This is a genomic window from Pseudomonas sp. NY5710, assembly GCF_013305665.1.
Taxonomy (GTDB): domain Bacteria; phylum Pseudomonadota; class Gammaproteobacteria; order Pseudomonadales; family Pseudomonadaceae; genus Aquipseudomonas; species Aquipseudomonas juntendi.
Genome location: NZ_CP045554.1, coordinates 4,780,860 through 4,799,617 on the forward strand (window position 1 = coordinate 4,780,860; position 18,758 = coordinate 4,799,617).

The following is an 18,758-nucleotide window of genomic DNA, read 5'->3' on the forward strand; positions in this document are numbered from 1 at the left end:
TGCCAAGGACCCGCGCTCATGCTCCATGAGTTGTTCAGCGTCTACCTGAAAATGCTCGTGCTCTACAGCCCGTTCTTCGTGCTGTCGTGCTTCATCAGCTTGACCCGTGGCCACTCCAGCAAAGAACGCAAGCAACTGGCCTGGAAGGTGGCTTTTGCCGCGCTCATCGCCAGCGTGCTGCTGTACCTGTTCGGCCGGGCGATCTTCGGCATTTTCGGCATCACCGCCGATGCCTTCCGGATCGGCGCGGGCAGTGTGCTGTTCATTTCTGCGCTGGGCATGGCCCAAGGCAAGTCCGCGGTGCAGGCCGACAACGTGCAACAGGACGTCACCATCGTGCCGCTGACCATCCCGTTGACCGTCGGGCCTGGCACCATCGGCGCCCTGCTGGTAATGGGCGTCAGCCAACCGCACTGGGGCGACAAATTGCTGGCAATTATCGGCATTGCCTTGGCCAGCTTCACCGTGGGTGTGGTGCTGTACCTATCGCACCGCATCGAGCGCCTGCTCGGTGACCAGGGCTTGCAGATCGTCAGCCGGCTGATGGGCCTGTTCGTCTGCGCCCTGGCTGCACAGATCATCTTCACCGGCATCAAAGGCTACCTGGCACCTTAAAGGCCGTATTCCAGAATACGGTTCAATGAGGCTTGCACCACCCGCTCCTGCACTTTGCCCAGGAAGCTGTTCTCGAACGCCAGCACATTGAACCGCACCAGTTCCGCCCGCACCACCTTGTGGCTGCGCTTGTGGCTGAGGAAGCCGGCCTTGAATGCCGCGTGGCTGTCGACCTCATGGTAAAGCACCATGTCGACCCGGCCAGCACCGGCGGGCGCACAGGGCAGTAACTGGAAATGCTCGCGCTCGTATGCGCACCGTTCCAGCTCACGCAGCACCGAGGGCTGCCTCAGCAGTTTCCGGATGGAGAGCCCGGTTGTCGTTGCAAAGCGCTCCCCCGCCTTGGCAGCGATGGTTTCCAGAACCTGATCGGTCTGTTTGGCACGGCGCGGGTCGGGCCAATGCGCCTGCTCGGCAGAAACCGAGTCCCAACCCATGTACTTGAGCTGGTTGCGGTAGTAGTCGAACCAGTTCTCGATCAAGCCCTCACTGTGGGCTGTTTGCGTGGCCCGCTCGGCCATCGCCAGGGCCAGCTTCACCTTGCTCGCCTGGGCTGCGTCCATTCCTGGCAAGAACGACACGATACCGGCACCAATTACCGCAGGAGCAACGTCCGTCATGGTATTGCCTCCACTACTGGCGCATAAGGGTCGAAGCGGTATTCACCTTGGGCATTCCTGTCCTCCATCAGCGCCTGCAGTGCAGTGCGCTGGTGCTCAAAGCGCCCGTTATCCAGTGCCAGGGAAATACCATCGAACTCGGCTTCGCCCCTGAGTACCTGCTCGCTCAGCAGCACATTCACGGGCACGGCAGAAATACGCTCGTCGACCTGCAGCGTGATGCTGCAAAGATCGAGGGTTGGCCCGGCCTTCAGCAGCCCCACCTCCACTACCAGGCTGGAGCGCTGGCCCTGCTCCTGGGCGCTGAACTTCAGCAAATGGCCTACAGCCTGGGCAGAGCGGCGCAGGCCTGCCTTTACCGTGGTCAGCAGGGCTTCGGGGCTGATCGCGCGCATTTTCAACCAGGCTTCCAGCGGCTGGGGCTGGGCGCACCGAACGGGTTGCCCCAGCTGTTTGAGGTCGTGGGTGCTGGCCAGCTTGATCCAGCCCAATTGGCGAAATGCCTCGCGGTTGGCCGCGTACCAGGCGTCATACTGCTCGAAACGCGACCCGGCGTGCTTGTTGGCCACCAACTGGGCGTACAGTATCGAGTCGAAAGCGGCCTGGCGCAGTATTTCGCCCGCCCTCTGCGGGTAAACCAACGCCGTGCCACCGATCAGCATCAGTTGCTCGGATGCTTTATCCATGTGTGTTGCCTCATTTCAAGGAGAGTCGAAAAGGCGGCATCGGCGAAATGCCGCCAGGCAATCAGATGTCGTACTGCAGAACGTTCTCGACGCTGCGCACGCCCAGTTTGTTTTCCACGGTTTCGCGCACTTTGTCGTAGACGAAGTTGTTGAGGGTGAGCACCGCCGTACCGGCGTAGTAGCGGCTCTTGTTCAGCTTCCACTGGATGCCCAGCACGTCGTCGTCCAGCTGCGGGGCAGACGCCTGGATACAGCTGATCACCATGACCACATCACCTTGTTCCGTCTCGATGCACGCAGCCAGGCCGACCATGCCCCGGGTCTTGTTCTTGCGTTTGTGGTCGAGCACTTTGGCGTCGCTCTCGACGGTGGCCATCTTGTCGAAGGCCTTTTTGGCCAGACTGCCCAGTTGGGTGCCGCCCAACATTGCGTTGCCGGCAACGGCAATCGCGCGCACAGCAATGGCGCCGACGGTGACCGACAGCTCAGCCGATGTTTCCTGCTCGAAGCTGCGCTTGGGGATGGTGAAGCCCAGGTTACGCATCACATCGATGAGCTTGTCATACCACTCCCTGCTTTGCTTTTCGGCATCGAAGGCTTTGTCCGCCACCAAGGTGGCAAAGTGGTATGCATTCTTGCAGTCATGGCGGCTTTGCACGGACATACCCGCGCCACAGGCAAGCAGGTTGCCTTCGACCAGGACGGCGGCGTCGCGGGTAGTGGCTTGTGTTTCAGACATTGGGAAACTCCTTGGTGGTTACCCCTGAATCAGGGGCAGCCACCTTAGCCAGCGCGCTCGCAAGACAGCGCGCTGAAGGGTTTCCGCGGCAGCTAGCTGGCCGAAGGGTACCAACGTGGCGTGTAGGCCCACACCCCGCCCGTGAGGCGAGGAAACACGCAGGTTGTGGAGGAGCCCACCAGCACCATGGTGCGCATGTCGACCATTTCTGGCAGCAGCTCGGCCAATGTGACTACCTTGAGCGTCTGCCCCGGCCTACCGATATCACGCCCCAGGACTACAGGCGTGTTGCCAGCACGGTGCCGCCGAACCACCTCGAGCGCCACGCCGAGCTGATGCGGCCTCGAGCGGGAAATCGGGTTGTAGAATGCCAATACCAGGTCAGCCTGGGCGGCCAGGTCCAGGCGCTTCTCGATGATCGACCAGGGTTTGAGGTTGTCCGACAGCGACATCACGCAGAAGTCATGGCCCAGCGGTGCACCTGCCTGGGCAGCGGTCGCCAGCGAGGCGGAGACCCCCGGCAGGATCTCCAGGTCGACCCGGTGCCACGCCGGGTCGGTCGACGCGTGCAGCGCTTCGAGCACTGCCGCCGCCATGGCGAACACCCCCGGGTCGCCCGACGACACCACCACCACCGAACGGCCTTGGGCCGCCAGCTCGAAGGCATGCCTGGCGCGTTGCATCTCTTCGCGGTTGTCGGTGCAGTGCAGCACCTGGTCGCTACGGAACGGCCCGGCCATGCGCACATAGGTTTCATAGCCAAGCACGTCCTGCGCCCGGGCCAATTCCGCCTTGACCGCTGGCACCATCAGCTCGGCAGCGCCCGGCCCCAGGCCGATAACGGCCAGACGGCCGCGACGGCGGCCCAGCCGCTCCACCTCGACCGGGGCGGGTGCCACTGCGATGACCACCTCGCCCTGCCCGATCAGTTGGGCATCGGGCAATGCCGCCGCCAGCATGCTGGGAACATCGCCTGGCTGGGCCGCGAAGCGCAGGGCAATACCCAAAGCCTGCGCCGCTTCGTGCAAGGTGGTGTCGGCCATGGCGTGCTCGCCCGCCAACACACAGGCCACAGCTGGCTCGGCGATGCCGGCCTGCTGCAAGGCAGCACGGATACTGTGCAGCGCGCCGCCTGCAACCCCCACGACCACCGAGCGCGGGTGGATCAGCAACTCGTCGCGGCTGGCCGGGCGCGCCAGGTGCCCCACATGAATGGTGCGCCGGGCCACCTCGCTGGCGGGCAATTGCGCCTGCTGCAACCAGGGCGCATGCCCTTCGACCCGCACCGACTCGCCAGCCAGCAGGTCGGAAACAAAGCGCTTGCCTTGCTCGACATCGGCCAGGGCATAGCCTTGCGGCGGGTTCAGCAGGCAGGTGCCGAAACGCAGTTCGCCGCTGGTCGTGATGGCGGCGGCAACACCCAGCGCCGCGCCGATTTCCCGCGCCATCACGTTCACCCCGCCCAGGCCACCGAGCAATGGCACCACCGCACTGCCATCTTCGGCCACGGCCAGCACCGGCGGTTCGCTGCCCTTCTCGCTGAGCAGGGGCGCCAGGCTGCGAATGACGATACCGGCTGCACACAGCGCAATGATCGGGGTGGCTTGCTGGTACAGCGCCCGCAGGGTGTCGCCAAAGGCACTGTAGTAGCAGTCGGCGCCCTCCACGCGGCCCTCCAGGCCATGGATCAAGGCCTGTGGATAACACTGCTGGATGCGCTGTGCCGTCAACAGACTGCCCGGCCCGAGAATGACGATGGCCGGTGCCGGGTTCATGGTCAGCCCTGCCATTTTTCCCCCGGCACGATAATCAGCGAAAAGTACGGCGACGACAGCGGGTCGACCTGGTCCAGCGGCACGATTTTCTGGTTGGCCATGGTCGCCCGCTCCACGTACAGCGCGCGCCCGTCCAGGCCAAGCTCGGCCAGCACGTCGCGGACCTTGGGGAAGTTGCGGCCAAGCTTCATGATCACCGCCGCATCGGCGTCGCCCAGGCGGCGCTTGAGCTCTTCGGCCGGCAACACCCCGGACAGCACGGACAAACTCTGGTTGCGGTACACCAAGGGCGCGCCCAGCACCGACGCGCCCCCCAGCATGGAGCACACCCCAGGAACCACCTCGGCCTCATAACGCTGCGCCAGGCGGTCGTGCAGGTACATGTACGAGCCGTAGAAAAACGGGTCGCCTTCGCAGATCACTGCCACGTCCCGGCCGGCATCCAGGTGCTCGGCCACTTGCACGCTGGCTTCGTCGTAGAAATCGCTGATGACCTGTTCATAGGACAAAGGCGCCGGCAGGGCTTCGGTGGTCACCGGGTAGACCAGCGGCAGCAGGGTCTGGGCAGGCTGCAGGTGCGCCTCGATGATGCCGAAGGCATTGCCACGCTTGCCCTTGGCCACGAAGTAGCCGACCACCGGTGCCTCGCGCAGCAGGCGCAGGGCCTTGACGGTGATCAGCTCGGGGTCGCCGGGGCCTACGCCCAGGCCCAGCAGTCGTCCACGCGACGCCATCATTCCACCTCCGTGGCCAGGGCGTTGACCGCGGCAGCGGCCATTGCGCTGCCGCCCAGGCGGCCTTGCATGATCACGAACGGCACGCCGCGGCTGTCGGCAGCGAGCATCGCCTTGGACTCGGCAGCACCGACGAAGCCAACCGGGAAGCCGAGGATCAGCGCCGGCTTGGGCGCGCCGGCGTCGAGCATTTCCAGCAGGTAGAACAGGGCGGTGGGGGCATTGCCGATGACCACCACGCTGCCCTCCAGGTGCGGGCGCCACAATTCCAGGGCCACGGCCGAGCGGGTGTTGCCGGCCTCTTTGGCCAGGCCAGGCACGCTGGGGTCACGCAGGGTGCAGATGACCTGGTTGTCGGCTGGCAGGCGGGCCCGGGTGATGCCCTCGGCGACCATGTGCGCATCGCACAGGATCGGTGCGCCGTTGCGCAGCGCTTCGCGCCCGGCATGGCCAGCGCCTGCAGAGAACTGCAGGCCATCGATGGCTTCGACCATGCCACAGGCGTGGATCACCCGCACGGCGAGCTTTTCGAGGTCTGCGGGGATCCGCTCGAGCCGGGCTTCCTCGCGGATGATCCGGAAGGAATTGCGATAGATCTCCTGACCATCGCGGATGTAGTCAATCATCAAGGTGCTCCGTCGGCAGGTCGAGCATGGCGCCTGCTTCATTCAAGGTAAGGTCGGTGCCGCGCAGGGCGCCAAAGCCTGGCTGGCACGCGTCACGCAGGTACAGGTCATAACGGCCCGGTGAACGGGCCAACAGGGTGGCCGGGGCAACGTGGGCCACGGCGCAGGAACGGGGGCAGCCAGACAAGTGCACGCTGCCCGGGGCGCCAGGGCCGAGCAGCGCGGCCAGGGCCACGGCATCGCCCTTGGTCTCGCCCAGGGCCTTGGCGCAGCCGCTGCTGCCGGTGCAGGCGCTGATACGCGCCAGCGGCTCATCGACGTGGCAAAGCAGGCCCAGGGCAGACAACCCGGCCTGGGCCTGCTCGATGTGCTGCGCCGGCAGGTTGGTCAGCACCAGGCTTTGCCATGGGCTCAGGCGCAGGCTGCCGTCGCCCAGCTCACGGCAGACCTGGGCGACGCCGCGCAGCATGGCCGGGGTCAGGCGGCCCTGCGCCGGGGCAACGCCAAGGGCCAGGCCGCGGGCCTGAGGCAGCTTGCCCAACCACACGGGAGCAGGCTGGTGCCGGCGCCAGCCGAGCACGGCAGCGTCGCGGCGGATATCCAGAGGCAGGCCTTCGACAAACTCGCCGGCCGGGCAGGCTTCCAGCAGCTGGCGCATGCGCGAATGCGCGAGGCTGGCCAGGTCGAGGAAACGGTCGAGCACGGCACGCACCAGGGCCAGGCCATCGGCCAGCGGAACCGCACCCAGCACTTGGCCATCTGCCGGGCAACCCGCCAGGCCGAAAGCCAGCCAGGTTTGCTGGCCCAGGCGCAAGGCCGACAACCACAGGTCGTGAGGGTGTTCGAGCATGGCCAGGGCTTCGCCGGCATCGAGCTGCACGGCGAACTTGGCCGACAACTGGTGGAAGCGCGGAGTGCTTTCGAGCAGGTCGAGAATCTGCCTGGCCAGGGGCCGGGCGTCCAGCAGCATGGCCGGATCATGCCCGGCCAGCGGGCTGAGCATCAGGTTGCGCACATCGTCGCCTGCCGCATCGCGCGGGCCCAGGCCTGCCGCGAGCAAGGTCTCGACCAAGGCGTGGTGTGCATTGCCGATACCGCGGATTTGCAGGTTGCCGCGGTTGGTGGCCTCGATCACGCCGCCGGCGAAACGCTCGGCAGCGGCCGCTACCGCATCGGCCTGGTCGGCCAGCAGCAGGCCGCCCGGTAGTTTGATCCGGCAGATTCCGCCATCGCGGGCACTGACGATGCGCCACAACCCCGGGCAAGCCGAGGGACGTGGGGTAACAGCGGGGGCATCGGCCTGGGTCAATGGAGTATCCGGCAATCTGTGAAAGTGCGCTTGAGTGTAGAAGGCGCGGTATTATGCCTGCTTTGGTCGGCGGCATGAAAAGCCGGTGGTCGAGCATCATTCGGGTTTGAGCAGAAATTTTGGGGCGCTGTGCGCCCCAGAATCTTTAAGAGGTATGAATGACACCCTGGCTGACAGTAGTAGGCATCGGCGAAGACGGCTTCCCTGGCTTGGGCAAACAAGCCCGGCGCGCCCTGCTGGGCGCCACGAAGATCGTCGGCAGCCCCCGCCAGCTGGCCCTGCTGCCGCACTGCACGCGCGCTGAACAACTGCCCTGGCCCAGCCCATTCTCGCTGAACCCGGTACTGGCCCTGCGTGGCGAGCCGGTGTGCGTGCTGGCCAGCGGCGACCCCATGTTCTACGGCGTCGGGGCCAGCCTGGCGCGCCTGGTGCCCGCGGCCGAAATGCGCGTGCTGTCGATGCCCTCTTCCTGCGCCCTGGCAGCGGCCCGCCTGGGCTGGCCAGTGCAAGACCTGCACGTGGTGTCACTGGTGGCGCGGCCGCTGGCTGCCCTCAACGCCCACCTGCACAGCGGCCTGCGCCTGCTGGTGCTGAGCAACGATGGCGACAGCCCGGCGGCCATCGCTGCGCTGCTCTGCGAACGTGGCTTCGGGCCCAGCCGCCTGCAGGTGTTCGAGCACCTCGGTGGCGAAGCCGAACGCACGCTGGCCGGCACTGCCCAGGACTGGCCGCACACCGATATCGCTGCGCTCAACCTGGTGGCCATCGACTGCCAGGCCGCGCCCGACGCCCCCCGTCACCATCGCCTTGCCGGGCTGCCCGACAGCGCCTTTCGCCACGACGGCCAGCTGACCAAGCGCGATGTCCGCGCCATGACCCTCGCGCGCCTGGCGCCGCAGCCAGGCGAGCTGCTGTGGGACGTGGGTGCTGGCTGCGGCTCGATCGGTATCGAATGGATGCGCGCCCACCCGGCCTGCCGCGCCATGGCCATCGAGGCCGACGAAGGCCGCCAGGGTTTCATCGAACATAACCGCGATGCGCTGGGTGTTCCCGGCCTGCAGCTGGTTCGCGGCAAGGCGCCGGCAGCGTTGCATGGGCTTGAGCCGCCCGATGCCATTTTCATCGGCGGCGGCGTCACCCGCGAAGGGGTGCTCGACCTGTGCTGGGCCAGCCTGCGCCCTGGCGGGCGCCTGGTGGCCAATGCGGTGACCCTGCAAAGCGAACTGGCCTTGGCGCATTTTCGCCAACAGCACGGTGGCGAACTGACCCGCGTGCATGTCGCCCATGCCCAACCGCTGGGCGCGTTCGACACCTGGCGCCAGGCGCTACCGATCACCCTGCTGGAAGTGCAGAAACCCGTCGATGCGTGAAGAAACCCGCGAACAGCCCGCCCCACTGCGCAGCGGCCTGACCACTGGCAGTTGCGCCACCGCCACCAGCCTGGCGGCAGCCAAGCTGTTGCTCACCGGGCAGCGTGACGACGCCGTGGCTATCACCCTGCCCAAAGGCAAGGTGGTGCAGATGCGCCTGGAATTCTGTCGCCTGGTGGGCGAATGCGCCGAAGCCGGGACCGTCAAGGATGCCGGCGATGATCCCGACGTGACCCATGGTGCGCTGCTGTACAGTCAGGTGCGCCTGCTGGGTGAACCGGGCGTGCGCTTCGTCGCTGGCAGCGGCGTCGGCACCGTGACCCGGCCGGGGCTGGTGCTGGCGGTCGGTGAACCTGCCATCAACCCGGTGCCCCGGCGCATGATCAGCGAGCACCTGCAGCGCCTGGCCGATGAGTGTGGCCACCCTGGCGGCTTCGAGGTCACGGTCAACGTGCAGGGGGGTGAACAGTTGGCGCTCAAGACCATGAATCCGCGCCTGGGCATCCTCGGCGGCCTGTCGATCCTCGGCACCAGCGGTATCGTGCGGCCCTTCTCCTGCGCCGCCTATATCGCGTCGATCCACCAGGGCATCGACGTGGCCCACACCAACGGCTACACCCACATCGCCGCCTGCACCGGCAACGCCAGTGAGGACACCATGCGCCGTGTCTACGGCCTGCCGGAAATCGCCCTGATCGAAATGGGCGACTTCGTCGGCGCGGTGCTCAAGCACCTGCGCAAGGTGCCGGTGCCGCGCCTGACCTTGTGCGGCGGCTTTGGCAAGATCAGCAAGCTGGCTGCCGGGCACATGGACCTGCACAGCCGCCATTCCAGCATCGACCTGCCGCAGCTGGCCGGCTGGGCAGCCGCGATCGGTGCTGACACAGCCCTGCAAGCCGCGATCATCGACGCCAATACCAGCCAGCAGGCTCTCGCGCTGGCGCATGCGGCCGGTATCGCGCTGGGTGATGCGGTGTGCGCCCATGCCCTGGCCTTTGCCCGCAGCGTGGTGCCGGCGGCAGTGCAGGTGGAAGTGTTCGCCATCGACCGCCAGGGCGGCATTGTCGGCAAGGCTGGCGTGGCATGACCGCCCGTATCCTGCTGCTGGGTGGCATCACCGAGGCCCTGGCCATCGCCCGCCGCCTCGGCCCGCAGCATGTCTACAGCCTGGCCGGTATCGGCCGTGTGCCGCAGGACCTGCAATGCCAGGTGCGGGTCGGTGGCTTCGGTGGCGCCGAAGGCCTGGCGCGCTACCTGCGCGAGTCGGGCATTACCCTGCTGATCGACGCCACCCACCCCTATGCAGCACAGATCAGCGGCAATGCCGCCCAGGCCGCACGCAGCGCCGGCATCCCCTGTTGGGCCCTGCGCCGCCCGGCCTGGCAGGCGCAAAAGGGGGATGACTGGCGCGAAGTGGCAGACTGGGCGCACTTGATCGCAGCACTGCAGCCGTTTCGCCGGCCGCTGTTTACCCTGGGCCGTGAGCCGCTGCAGCACCTGGACGAAATTCCGCCACAGCAGTTCTGGACCTTGCGGGCACTGGAGGCCTGCCCCGGCAATGAGCGCTGTGAAGTGATCGGTGCGCGCGGGCCGTTTATTCTCGAGGATGAACGGGCATTGTTCCAGCGGCGCAACATAGACGTGTTGATCAGCAAGAACAGCGGCAGCGTGGCGACCGAACCCAAACTGGAAGCGGCACGTGAGCTGGGGGTGCCAGTGCTGGTCCTGAAACGCCCGGCGTTGCCAGCGGTGGATCGTGCATTCGACACGCCGTTGGCGCTGCTGGCTGCGCTGGGCCTGCACTGACAGCTTTTTCGGATTTTTCCGTACGCCCTGCAAGTGGCCCAGTAGCGCCCTGCTGCCTTACACTCAGCACCTCCCCCTGGAAGGCGCAACCCATATGGAAATGCAATGGTGGATCTGGCTGGTGTTCGGCATCGGGCTGATCCTGCTGGAACTGGTCCTGCCGACATTCTTCATCCTCTGGTTCGGCATCGGTGCCGTGCTGGTCGCGCTGGTTGCCCTGGCCGCGCCCACCCTGGCCCTGGACATGCAGGTACTGCTGTGGGTAGTGCTGTCATCGGCCACCACCGCGCTGTGGTTCAAGCTGTTCCGGCGCAAGCAGCCGGATGTGCGCTGGACCGCCGACAGCGTGATCGGCGAAGTGGGCCTGCTGACCGCCGCGGTGTCGGAGTTCCACAAGGGCCGCGTGCGCTTCCAGAAGCCGATCCTCGGCAATGAAGAATGGACCTGCATCGCCGACAGCGAAATCGCCGCCGGCGAGCGGGTGCGCCTGACCGCCATCGAGGGCAATACCGCCCGCGTCATCCGGGCCTGAAACCGCACAAAAAGGAATTTTGCATCATGACCAGCCTCATCGTCGTTGGCGCCATCGCGCTGTTCGTTCTGATCACCGTGTTCAAGGGGGTTCGCATCGTGCCCCAGGGCGAGGAATGGATCGTCGAGCGCCTGGGCCGCTACCACAGCACCCTCAAGCCCGGCCTGAACATCGTCATCCCGTACATGGACGTGGTCGCCTACCGCCTGCCCACCAAGGACATCATCCTCGATGTGCAGGAGCAGGAAATCATTACCAAGGACAACGCGGTGATCGTCGCCAATGCCCTGTGCTTCGCCAAGGTGGTCGACCCGCAGAAAGCCTCGTATGGCGTACAGAACTTCTCCTTCGCCGTCACCAGCCTGACCATGACCTCGCTGCGCGCGATCGTCGGTGCCATGGACCTGGACGAAGCGCTGTCCAGCCGCGAGCAGATCAAGGCTCGCCTGCGCGAGGCGATGTCCGAGCAGACCGAAGACTGGGGCGTGACCGTGCGTTCGGTGGAAATCCAGGACATCAAGCCCTCGGAAAACATGCAACTGGCCATGGAGCGCCAGGCTGCCGCCGAACGGGAGCGCAAGGCCGATGTGACCCGTGCCGAAGGCGCCAAGCAGGCGGCCATCCTGGAAGCCGAAGCGCGCCTGCAAGCCGCCAGGCTGGACGCCGAGGCGCAAATCAGCCTGGCCGAGGCTTCGGCCCGGGCTATTTCGTTGGTCAAGGAAGCCGTGGGCAACGAGACCGTGCCGGCCATGTACCTGCTGGGTGAGCGCTATGTCGGGGCGATGGAAAACCTGGCCGGGAGCAACAACGCCAAGGTGGTGGTGTTGCCGGCGGACCTGCAGGAAACCGTGCGTGGGCTGATGGGGCGTGGCAAGGCTTGATAGCACCACGCGCTGCGTCACTTCACCGCACCCCGCGTATTTACGTATACTCGGCCTTACAATACCCACCACGATTCCTGACCGGATCTCTCCATGCCCCCACGTCGGCACATCGCCTGGATAGCCTGCCTTGCAGTGCTGTTCAACCTGCTGGCCATGCCGCTGTCCTCTGCCGCGCCCAAGGGCCCGGCCGAGCAGCTGCTGTGGGGGGCCTTCTGTTCCAGCATGGCCAACAAGGCCAAGGTCGATGTCCAGGCACTGGCCAAGATCGACCTGGGCCCGCAAAGCGACGACAGCGCCGCCTTGATGAACTGCTGGTGCTGCTCTGGCGCCGCGCCGCTGCTGGCCCTGCCCGCGTACCCGCCGCAATTGCACAACCCGCCTACACTGTTCGCCGGGCTGTTGCCGCCACCGGCTGACTACCAACCCACGCCGCGCCAGCTATGGCCTGCGTTAAACCCCCGTGCCTCTCCGCTGGCCTGAGTTCCGTCGTTGTCTGCCTGAACCTGAAACAGAACGGAGATTCACCATGCTCAAGCACGCCCTCGTCCTGGCCGCCCTGATGCTGCCTGGCGCTTTCGCCAATGCCCACGAATACAGCGTGGGTGACCTGCACATTGCCCACCCCTGGTCGCTGCAACTGCCACCCAATGCACCCAACGTGGCGGCGTATTTCGTGGTGCACAACAACGGCCAGGCCGACGACCGCCTGCTCAGCGTCGACAGCCCGATCAGCGATGATGCGCAACTGCACGAACATGCCATGAGCGCCAACGGGGCCATGAAAATGCAACAGGTACCCAGTGTGGTGGTGCCCGCCGGCAAGGACCTGACCTTCGCCCCCAGTGCCTACCACGTGATGCTGATGCAGCCCAAGGATCGCAGCCTGCTGGTCGATGGCAAGCGCTTCCCGTTGACCTTGCACTTCGAGAAGGCCGGCGATGTCACCGTCGAAGTGGCCGTGCAGAAGCAAGCGCCAGCGAACCAGCCGCAAGCGCACGAACACGCACACTGACCGCAGCTGACAGGCGCTGGCCATGAGCCTGCCCTACCCCCGCATGCGCCGTACCACCCGCCCTGACCGCAGGCGCGCCGGTGGCGGATGGCTGAGCCTGTTCGCCATGTGGATGATCTTCATCGGCCCGCTGATTTCCCAGGCGATGCCGATGAACCACCACGCCGGCATGGGCATGCTGATGGACATGCCGGCTGCCCATCAGCACGCTGGCAGCAGCCATCACGGCCACGGCAGCGACGGCCAGCTGCATGTGATGTGGGAAAAGTGCGGCTACTGCAGCCTGTTGTTCAACTGCCCGGCCCTGCCCCAGGCCCTTAGCCCACTCAGCGCCGGCAGCGTCGTCCCCACCAGCCACCTGATTGCACCCACGCACCAGGGCCATGCCCGGCAGGCTGTATTCCCCGGTGCGCGCAGCCGTGCACCGCCTTCCTCGATCAGCACCTGAACCCACATTTTGTGCACGAAGCCAGCGAGCTTCGCGCTACCTCATGACTGATCGACTGGAATCATTATGTCTGGCTGCACCCCTGTTTTTGCCTTGTCCCTGCGTGGGACCATCGCCGCACTGTGCGGCTCGCTGCTTGCGCCGGTAGCCCTGGCCGCCGAGCTGAGTCCGACGGTCGTCACGGCCGTGGCACCGAGTTCGCCGTTGACCGTGGTCACCAACCCGAAAGACCCACGCCAGCCGGTGCCGGCCAGCGATGGCGCCGACTACCTGAAAACCATTCCCGGTTTCTCGGCGATCCGCGCCGGCGGTACCAACGGCGACCCGGTCCTGCGCGGCATGTTCGGCTCGCGCCTGAACATCCTCACCAATGGCGGGCTGATGCTCGGCGCCTGCCCCAACCGCATGGACGCGCCGACCTCCTACATTTCCCCCGAAACCTATGACCGGCTGACCGTTATCAAGGGCCCGCAGAGCGTGATCTGGGGGCCAGGCGGTTCGGCGGGCACGATACTGTTCGAACGCGAACCCGAGCAGTTCGGCAGCCTCGGCAGCCGGGTCAATGCCAGCCTGCTGGCCGGCTCCAACGGCCGTTTCGACAAAGTGCTGGATGCCGCTGCCGGGAACAGCCAGGCCTATGCACGGTTCGTCGGCAACCAGTCGCGCTCGGACGACTATCACGACGGTAACAACGACACCGTGCCGTCACGCTGGGACAAGTGGAACGGCGATGTCGCCCTGGGCTGGACGCCCGACCAGGACACCCTGCTGGAGCTGACCGCCGGCAAGGGCGATGGCGAAGCCCGCTACGCCGGGCGTGGCATGGACGGCTCGCAGTTCAAGCGCGAAAGCCTGGGCCTGCGCTTTGAAAAGTCCAACCTCGGCGAGGTGCTGGACACGCTTGAAGCGCAGGTCTACTACAACTACGCCGACCACGTGATGGACAACTACAGCCTGCGCACGCCCTCGGGCAGCGGCATGATGGGCATGCCCATGGTCAGCAACGTAGACCGCCGCACCCTGGGCGCACGCATCAAGGCCACCTGGCGCTGGGCCGACGTACAACTGATCAGCGGCCTCGACGCGCAAACCAACGAGCACCGCCAGCGTGGCGGCATGGGCGTGGACGCGCACAAGGGCCAGGCCTGGACCAAGGACGCCGACTTCCACAACTACGGTGCCTTCAGCGAACTGACCTGGTACGCCACGGGTGAGGACCGCCTGGTCAGCGGTGCCCGCCTGGACCGCGCCTCGGCCCGCGACTTCCGCCAAGGCAGCGCCACCCAGGGCGACACCCGCGCGGCCACCCTGCCCAGCGGCTTCGTGCGCTACGAACATGACCTGGCAGGCCTGCCAGCCACCACTTACATTGGCCTGGGCCATGCCCAGCGCTTCCCCGACTACTGGGAGCTGTTTTCGCCCAAGCTGGCACCGCCCGGTGCGGCCAACGCTTTCGACGGCATCAAGCCCGAGAAGACCACCCAGCTGGACTTCGGCATCCAGTACCGTAGCGAACGCCTGGAAGCCTGGGCCTCGGGTTATGTCGGGCAGATCCGTGACTACATCCTGTTCGACTACCGCCCCGGCATGATGGGCATGAGCACCTCGCAGGCCCAGAATGTCGATGCGCGTATCATGGGTGGCGAACTGGGCGCGGCCTACCAGCTGACCGAGCACTGGAAGGCCGATGCCAGCCTGGCGTACGCGTGGGGCAAGAACAGCAGTGACGGCAAGGCGCTGCCGCAGATGCCCCCGCTGGAAAGCCGCCTGGGCCTGACCTACAGCCGTGATGTGTGGAGCGTCGGTGCGCTGTGGCGGCTGGTGGCGGCGCAGAACCGCATCGCCGAGAACCAGGGCAACGTGGTCGGCAAGGACTACGAAAAAAGCGCCGGCTTCGGCGTGTTCTCGCTCAACGGCGCCTACAAGGTCAACACCAACCTCAAGCTCAGCGCCGGGGTCGACAACCTGTTCGGCAAGGCGTACGCCGAGCACCTGAACCTGGCCGGCAACGCCGGGTTCGGCTACCCGGCAAGCGACCCACAGCCGGTCAACGAGCCAGGCAGGACGTTCTGGACCAAAGTCGATTTCAGCTTCTGACACTAACCACGGGCGCAGCTTCGGTTGCGCCCATCTGCGGGTCAAAAGGAGGTTCCCATGAGAGGAACACGCATCAGTTTCTATAACCTGGCCTGGCGTTGGCACTTTTATGCGGGGCTGTTCGTGGCCCCCTTCATGATCCTGCTGGCCATCACCGGGATCATCTACCTGTTCAAGCCGCAACTCGACCCAGTGCTGTACCGCGACCTGATGGTGGTCGAAGCCGGCCATCATCGCCAGGCCGCCGATACGTTGCTGGCCGAGGTGCACCAGGCCTACCCCAAGGGCCACGTGGGCCAATACCTGCCGCCGTTGAATGCCGAGCGCAGCGCGCAGTTCGTGGTGCATGACGGCGGGCGGGAATTGAACGTCTTCGTTGACCCTTACAGCGGTAAGGTCCTCGGCGAACAGGACGGCAAGCTGAACCTGCAGGCCATCGCCCGTGCCCTGCATGGCGAACTGATGGTCGGCACCGTCGGTGACCGCCTGGTGGAACTGGCTGCCGGCTGGGGCATCGTGTTGGTGGTGTCGGGCCTGTACCTGTGGTGGCCACGCGGGCGCACCGGCGCCGGGGTAGTGTGGCCCCGGCTGTCGGCACGTGGCCGCCTGCTGTGGCGCGACCTGCATGCGGTAACCGGGTTCTGGGGTTCGGCCTTGCTGCTGTTGATGCTGCTCAGCGGCATGACCTGGACCGGCCTGTGGGGCAAGCAGTACGCCGAACTGTGGAACCGCTTCCCGGCGGCCATGTGGACCAACGTGCCCAAGTCCGACCAGCAGGCAGGCGAACTGAACGACGCGCACCGCCAGACCGTGCCGTGGGCCATGGAAAATACGCCCATGCCGCAGTCTGGCGCGCATGCCGAACACGCCGGGCACCACATGATGTCAGCCAAACCCGCAGCCCCGCAGGTAAGCCTGCAGCAGGTCGAAGACATTGCCACCGCGCGGCAGGTCGAGCCGGGCTACAGCATTACCCTGCCCACCACCGCCGATGGGGTGTTCACCGTCGCCGTGTTCGCCGATGACCCGCGCAATGACGCCACCCTGCATGTCGACCAGTACACCGGCAAGGTGTTGGCCGACGTGCGCTGGCAGGACTACAGCCCGGTCGCCCGCGCCACCGAACTGGGGGTGATGCTGCATGAAGGCAGGATGTTTGGCGTGGTCAACCAGGTCATCATCCTGCTGGTGTGCCTGATGATCCTGCTGGGCTCGGTGAGCGGGCTGGTGATGTGGTGGAAGCGCCGGCCCGAGGGCGGTCTGGGCGTACCGCCGCTGCGCCATGACCTGCCGCGCTGGAAGGCGGCGGTGGCGGTGATGCTGGTGCTGGGGGTGATGTTCCCGCTGGTGGGGGTGTCGATGATAGTGATGTGGGCGGTGGACAGCCTGGTGGTGAGGCGCCGCCGGGTGTTGGCCAGCGCCTAATTGTGCATGAGCGGTGAATGACAAGCTGAATGCCGTAGGTGCCTAGAGCACGAGTAGGAGCAGAAGCTGCCATTCACCGTTCCACTTTGGCGAGAGCCCGAACAGTTGGATGCGGCGCTGATCTCGAATCACAAGCGTGGGCCAAGCCAAAGTCCTCTCACCTCTTGGATATCGATGTTTCCAGTCTTTCACTCGATGCGCTGGTGCGGCCACAGGGCATAAAAATTCATCCTCATGGTGCGACTCAATGCGATGCTCAGGACTGGCGAGCCTTGGCTGGATCTGGTGTTGCCTCAGCCGAAGAGGGTGTAGATCAACAGACAAAATGCAGGACTCGAAGATCACACGGTTCCTGTGGGAGCGGGCGTGCCCGCGAACACCGGCGCAGCCGGTGCCAGACACCGCGTCGCCTGCTTCGCGGGCTTGCCCGCTCCCACAATGAATCGCGCAGGCTTGTCAAATTTTGGGAAAGACAGTTGCTCCTACAACGAACTGCGTTGGCTTTGTAGAGAGGCCGGGACGGGCATCACACTGCTACCCAAATGCAGAGTCGATCTGTCACGCCCCGAATTGGGACGCCCGTGTTAGCCTAGCCGGCTACCTCTGACAAGAAGACTGACCTTTACAAGGGAATGCTGCCTATGACGCAAACCTCACCCACAGCGCCAGATGAACCGCATCTGCAGCGCAACCTGACCAACCGCCATATCCAGCTCATCGCCATCGGCGGCGCGATCGGCACCGGCCTGTTCATGGGCTCGGGCAAGACCATCAGCCTGGCCGGCCCATCGATCATCTTCGTCTACATGATCATCGGCTTCATGCTGTTCTTCGTCATGCGCGCCATGGGCGAGTTGCTGCTGTCGAACCTCAACTACAAGTCGTTCATCGATTTTTCCGCCGACCTGCTCGGGCCCTGGGCTGGCTACTTCACCGGCTGGACCTACTGGTTCTGCTGGGTGGTCACCGGCATCGCCGATGTTGTCGCCATCGCCGCCTATACACAGTTCTGGTTCCCCGACCTGCCACAGTGGATACCCGCGCTGACCTGCGTGGCGCTGCTGCTGTCGCTGAACCTGGTAACGGTGAAAATGTTCGGCGAGCTGGAGTTCTGGTTCGCTCTGGTCAAGATCGTCGCCATCCTCGGCCTGGTCGCCACAGGCCTGTATATGGTCATCACCGGCTTCACCTCGCCCAGCGGGCGCACGGCGCAGCTGGCCAACCTGTGGAATGACGGCGGCATGTTCCCCAACGGGGTGATGGGCTTCTTCGCCGGCTTCCAGATCGCCGTGTTCGCCTTCGTTGGCATCGAGCTGGTCGGCACCACCGCTGCCGAAGCGAAAAACCCCGAGCGCACCCTGCCGCGGGCGATCAACTCGATCCCAGTACGCATCATCGTGTTCTATGTGCTGGCACTGATCGCGATCATGGCGGTGACCCCGTGGCGCGACGTGGTACCGGGCAAGAGCCCGTTCGTCGAGCTGTTCGTGCTGGCCGGCCTGCCGGCCGCGGCGAGCATCATCAATTTCGTGGTGCTGACGTCGGCCGCTTCGTCGGCCAACAGCGGCGTGTTCTCCACCAGCCGCATGCTGTACGGCCTGTCGCAGGAAGGTGATGCGCCCAGGGCATTCGAGAAACTGTCCAGCCGCTCGGTACCTGCCAACGGCCTGTACTTCTCCTGCACCTGCCTGCTGCTGGGGGCGGTGCTGATTTACCTGGTGCCGAACGTGGTCGAGGCATTCACCCTGGTGACCACGGTGTCGGCGGTGCTGTTCATGTTCGTCTGGACGCTGATCCTGCTGTCGTACCTGAAGTACCGCAAGCAACGGGCGGCGCTGCACCAGGCGTCGAAGTACAAGATGCCGGGCGGGCGCTTCATGTGCTACGTGTGCCTGGTGTTCTTTGCCTTCATCCTGGTGTTGCTGAGCCTGGAAGCCGACACCCGCTCGGCGCTGGTGGTAACGCCGATCTGGTTCCTGTTGCTGGCATCCACTTATCAGGGCGTGCGCAGCCGCCGTCAGCCGCGTTCCGCAGTGCGCAACGGTTAATGGCCTGGGGGCCGCACCGCGGCCCCAATCCT

At 65.4% G+C, this 18,758-nt stretch carries 19 protein-coding genes; 12 read left to right on the forward strand and 7 right to left on the reverse strand.

Going from position 1 to position 18,758, the window contains the following annotated elements; all coding sequences use genetic code 11:
• Positions 1-18 precede the first annotated feature (18 nt).
• A complete protein-coding gene (tspR, locus tag GEV39_RS22090; protein WP_009683262.1) occupies positions 19-615 on the forward strand; it encodes a type III secretion system genes modulator TspR in 597 nt (198 codons plus the stop codon).
• Here tspR and GEV39_RS22095 read toward each other — a convergent pair.
• The 7 genes from GEV39_RS22095 to cobG all read right to left on the reverse strand — a co-directional run bounded on the left by GEV39_RS22095 (position 612) and on the right by cobG (position 7,119).
• Positions 612-1,235, reverse strand: coding sequence for a hypothetical protein (locus GEV39_RS22095; protein ID WP_173891219.1), 624 nt, complete (start codon positions 1,233-1,235; stop codon positions 612-614). The genes tspR and GEV39_RS22095 overlap by 4 nt on opposite strands.
• Positions 1,232-1,921: a hypothetical protein gene (locus tag GEV39_RS22100; RefSeq protein ID WP_173891220.1), complete on the reverse strand. Its 690-nt coding sequence runs from the start codon at positions 1,919-1,921 to the stop codon at positions 1,232-1,234. Before GEV39_RS22100 ends, GEV39_RS22095 begins: the two co-directional genes overlap by 4 nt.
• A gap of 61 nt (positions 1,922-1,982) precedes the next feature.
• The gene (locus tag GEV39_RS22105) at positions 1,983-2,660 is read right to left on the reverse strand and encodes a hypothetical protein (RefSeq protein WP_173891221.1); all 678 of its coding nucleotides are present in this window, start codon (positions 2,658-2,660) and stop codon (positions 1,983-1,985) included.
• A 92-nt stretch (positions 2,661-2,752) separates the two neighbouring features.
• Positions 2,753-4,450 carry a precorrin-3B C(17)-methyltransferase gene (gene cobJ, locus GEV39_RS22110; protein WP_173891222.1) on the reverse strand — a complete coding sequence of 566 codons (1,698 nt, stop codon included), beginning with the start codon at positions 4,448-4,450 and terminating at the stop codon, positions 2,753-2,755.
• Positions 4,438-5,172, reverse strand: coding sequence for a precorrin-2 C(20)-methyltransferase (locus tag GEV39_RS22115; RefSeq protein WP_173891223.1), 735 nt, complete (start codon positions 5,170-5,172; stop codon positions 4,438-4,440). The genes cobJ and GEV39_RS22115 overlap by 13 nt, the downstream gene beginning before the upstream one ends.
• Positions 5,169-5,795 (reverse strand): precorrin-8X methylmutase, encoded by a 627-nt coding sequence (locus GEV39_RS22120; RefSeq protein ID WP_009683269.1) that lies wholly within the window; start codon positions 5,793-5,795, stop codon positions 5,169-5,171. Before GEV39_RS22120 ends, GEV39_RS22115 begins: the two co-directional genes overlap by 4 nt.
• Entirely contained in the window at positions 5,788-7,119 is a 1,332-nt protein-coding gene (cobG, locus tag GEV39_RS22125; RefSeq protein ID WP_173891224.1) for a precorrin-3B synthase, read from the reverse strand. Before cobG ends, GEV39_RS22120 begins: the two co-directional genes overlap by 8 nt.
• Before the next feature lie 143 nt (positions 7,120-7,262).
• On the opposite strand from cobG, the gene cbiE reads away from it, so the two are divergent.
• From cbiE to cycA, 11 genes are all read left to right on the forward strand, one after another.
• Positions 7,263-8,474 (forward strand): precorrin-6y C5,15-methyltransferase (decarboxylating) subunit CbiE, encoded by a 1,212-nt coding sequence (gene cbiE, locus GEV39_RS22130; RefSeq protein ID WP_173891225.1) that lies wholly within the window; start codon positions 7,263-7,265, stop codon positions 8,472-8,474.
• The gene (locus GEV39_RS22135; protein ID WP_173891226.1) at positions 8,467-9,561 is read left to right on the forward strand and encodes a cobalt-precorrin-5B (C(1))-methyltransferase; all 1,095 of its coding nucleotides are present in this window, start codon (positions 8,467-8,469) and stop codon (positions 9,559-9,561) included. The genes cbiE and GEV39_RS22135 overlap by 8 nt, the downstream gene beginning before the upstream one ends.
• Positions 9,558-10,280 carry a cobalt-precorrin-6A reductase gene (locus GEV39_RS22140; protein WP_173891227.1) on the forward strand — a complete coding sequence of 241 codons (723 nt, stop codon included), beginning with the start codon at positions 9,558-9,560 and terminating at the stop codon, positions 10,278-10,280. The genes GEV39_RS22135 and GEV39_RS22140 overlap by 4 nt, the downstream gene beginning before the upstream one ends.
• Before the next feature lie 94 nt (positions 10,281-10,374).
• Positions 10,375-10,812, forward strand: a complete 438-nt coding sequence (locus tag GEV39_RS22145) for an NfeD family protein (protein ID WP_173891228.1) — start codon at positions 10,375-10,377, stop codon at positions 10,810-10,812.
• A gap of 26 nt (positions 10,813-10,838) precedes the next feature.
• Entirely contained in the window at positions 10,839-11,693 is an 855-nt protein-coding gene (locus GEV39_RS22150; protein ID WP_009683275.1) for an SPFH domain-containing protein, read from the forward strand.
• Between the two features lie 93 nt (positions 11,694-11,786).
• Positions 11,787-12,176, forward strand: a complete 390-nt coding sequence (locus GEV39_RS22155) for a DUF2946 domain-containing protein (RefSeq protein WP_054904938.1) — start codon at positions 11,787-11,789, stop codon at positions 12,174-12,176.
• Positions 12,177-12,222: 46 nt separating this feature from the next.
• Positions 12,223-12,708 carry a copper chaperone PCu(A)C gene (locus GEV39_RS22160; protein ID WP_009683277.1) on the forward strand — a complete coding sequence of 162 codons (486 nt, stop codon included), beginning with the start codon at positions 12,223-12,225 and terminating at the stop codon, positions 12,706-12,708.
• Between the two features lie 22 nt (positions 12,709-12,730).
• Positions 12,731-13,156: a DUF2946 domain-containing protein gene (locus GEV39_RS22165; RefSeq protein WP_173891229.1), complete on the forward strand. Its 426-nt coding sequence runs from the start codon at positions 12,731-12,733 to the stop codon at positions 13,154-13,156.
• A gap of 66 nt (positions 13,157-13,222) precedes the next feature.
• Complete coding sequence (locus GEV39_RS22170) at positions 13,223-15,253, forward strand: TonB-dependent copper receptor (protein WP_173891230.1); 2,031 nt, start codon at positions 13,223-13,225, stop codon at positions 15,251-15,253.
• Positions 15,254-15,310: 57 nt separating this feature from the next.
• Positions 15,311-16,678: a PepSY-associated TM helix domain-containing protein gene (locus tag GEV39_RS22175; RefSeq protein ID WP_173891231.1), complete on the forward strand. Its 1,368-nt coding sequence runs from the start codon at positions 15,311-15,313 to the stop codon at positions 16,676-16,678.
• 641 nt (positions 16,679-17,319) lie between these two features.
• Complete coding sequence (gene cycA / locus GEV39_RS22180; RefSeq protein WP_173891232.1) at positions 17,320-18,726, forward strand: D-serine/D-alanine/glycine transporter; 1,407 nt, start codon at positions 17,320-17,322, stop codon at positions 18,724-18,726.
• Positions 18,727-18,758: the final 32 nt, after the last annotated feature.

Coding starts and splice junctions, on each gene's coding strand:
- GEV39_RS22165 (WP_173891229.1), top strand. CDS start 12,731: ATGAGCCTGCCCTACCCCCGCATGCGCCGTACCACCCGCCCTGACCGC.
- cycA (WP_173891232.1), top strand. CDS start 17,320: ATGACGCAAACCTCACCCACAGCGCCAGATGAACCGCATCTGCAGCGC.
- GEV39_RS22150 (WP_009683275.1), top strand. CDS start 10,839: ATGACCAGCCTCATCGTCGTTGGCGCCATCGCGCTGTTCGTTCTGATC.
- GEV39_RS22155 (WP_054904938.1), top strand. CDS start 11,787: ATGCCCCCACGTCGGCACATCGCCTGGATAGCCTGCCTTGCAGTGCTG.
- GEV39_RS22160 (WP_009683277.1), top strand. CDS start 12,223: ATGCTCAAGCACGCCCTCGTCCTGGCCGCCCTGATGCTGCCTGGCGCT.
- GEV39_RS22115 (WP_173891223.1), bottom strand. CDS start 5,172: ATGATGGCGTCGCGTGGACGACTGCTGGGCCTGGGCGTAGGCCCCGGC.
- GEV39_RS22120 (WP_009683269.1), bottom strand. CDS start 5,795: ATGATTGACTACATCCGCGATGGTCAGGAGATCTATCGCAATTCCTTC.
- GEV39_RS22105 (WP_173891221.1), bottom strand. CDS start 2,660: ATGTCTGAAACACAAGCCACTACCCGCGACGCCGCCGTCCTGGTCGAA.
- GEV39_RS22140 (WP_173891227.1), top strand. CDS start 9,558: ATGACCGCCCGTATCCTGCTGCTGGGTGGCATCACCGAGGCCCTGGCC.
- GEV39_RS22175 (WP_173891231.1), top strand. CDS start 15,311: ATGAGAGGAACACGCATCAGTTTCTATAACCTGGCCTGGCGTTGGCAC.
- cbiE (WP_173891225.1), top strand. CDS start 7,263: ATGACACCCTGGCTGACAGTAGTAGGCATCGGCGAAGACGGCTTCCCT.
- cobJ (WP_173891222.1), bottom strand. CDS start 4,450: ATGGCAGGGCTGACCATGAACCCGGCACCGGCCATCGTCATTCTCGGG.
- tspR (WP_009683262.1), top strand. CDS start 19: ATGCTCCATGAGTTGTTCAGCGTCTACCTGAAAATGCTCGTGCTCTAC.
- GEV39_RS22100 (WP_173891220.1), bottom strand. CDS start 1,921: ATGGATAAAGCATCCGAGCAACTGATGCTGATCGGTGGCACGGCGTTG.
- GEV39_RS22170 (WP_173891230.1), top strand. CDS start 13,223: ATGTCTGGCTGCACCCCTGTTTTTGCCTTGTCCCTGCGTGGGACCATC.
- GEV39_RS22095 (WP_173891219.1), bottom strand. CDS start 1,235: ATGACGGACGTTGCTCCTGCGGTAATTGGTGCCGGTATCGTGTCGTTC.
- GEV39_RS22135 (WP_173891226.1), top strand. CDS start 8,467: ATGCGTGAAGAAACCCGCGAACAGCCCGCCCCACTGCGCAGCGGCCTG.
- GEV39_RS22145 (WP_173891228.1), top strand. CDS start 10,375: ATGGAAATGCAATGGTGGATCTGGCTGGTGTTCGGCATCGGGCTGATC.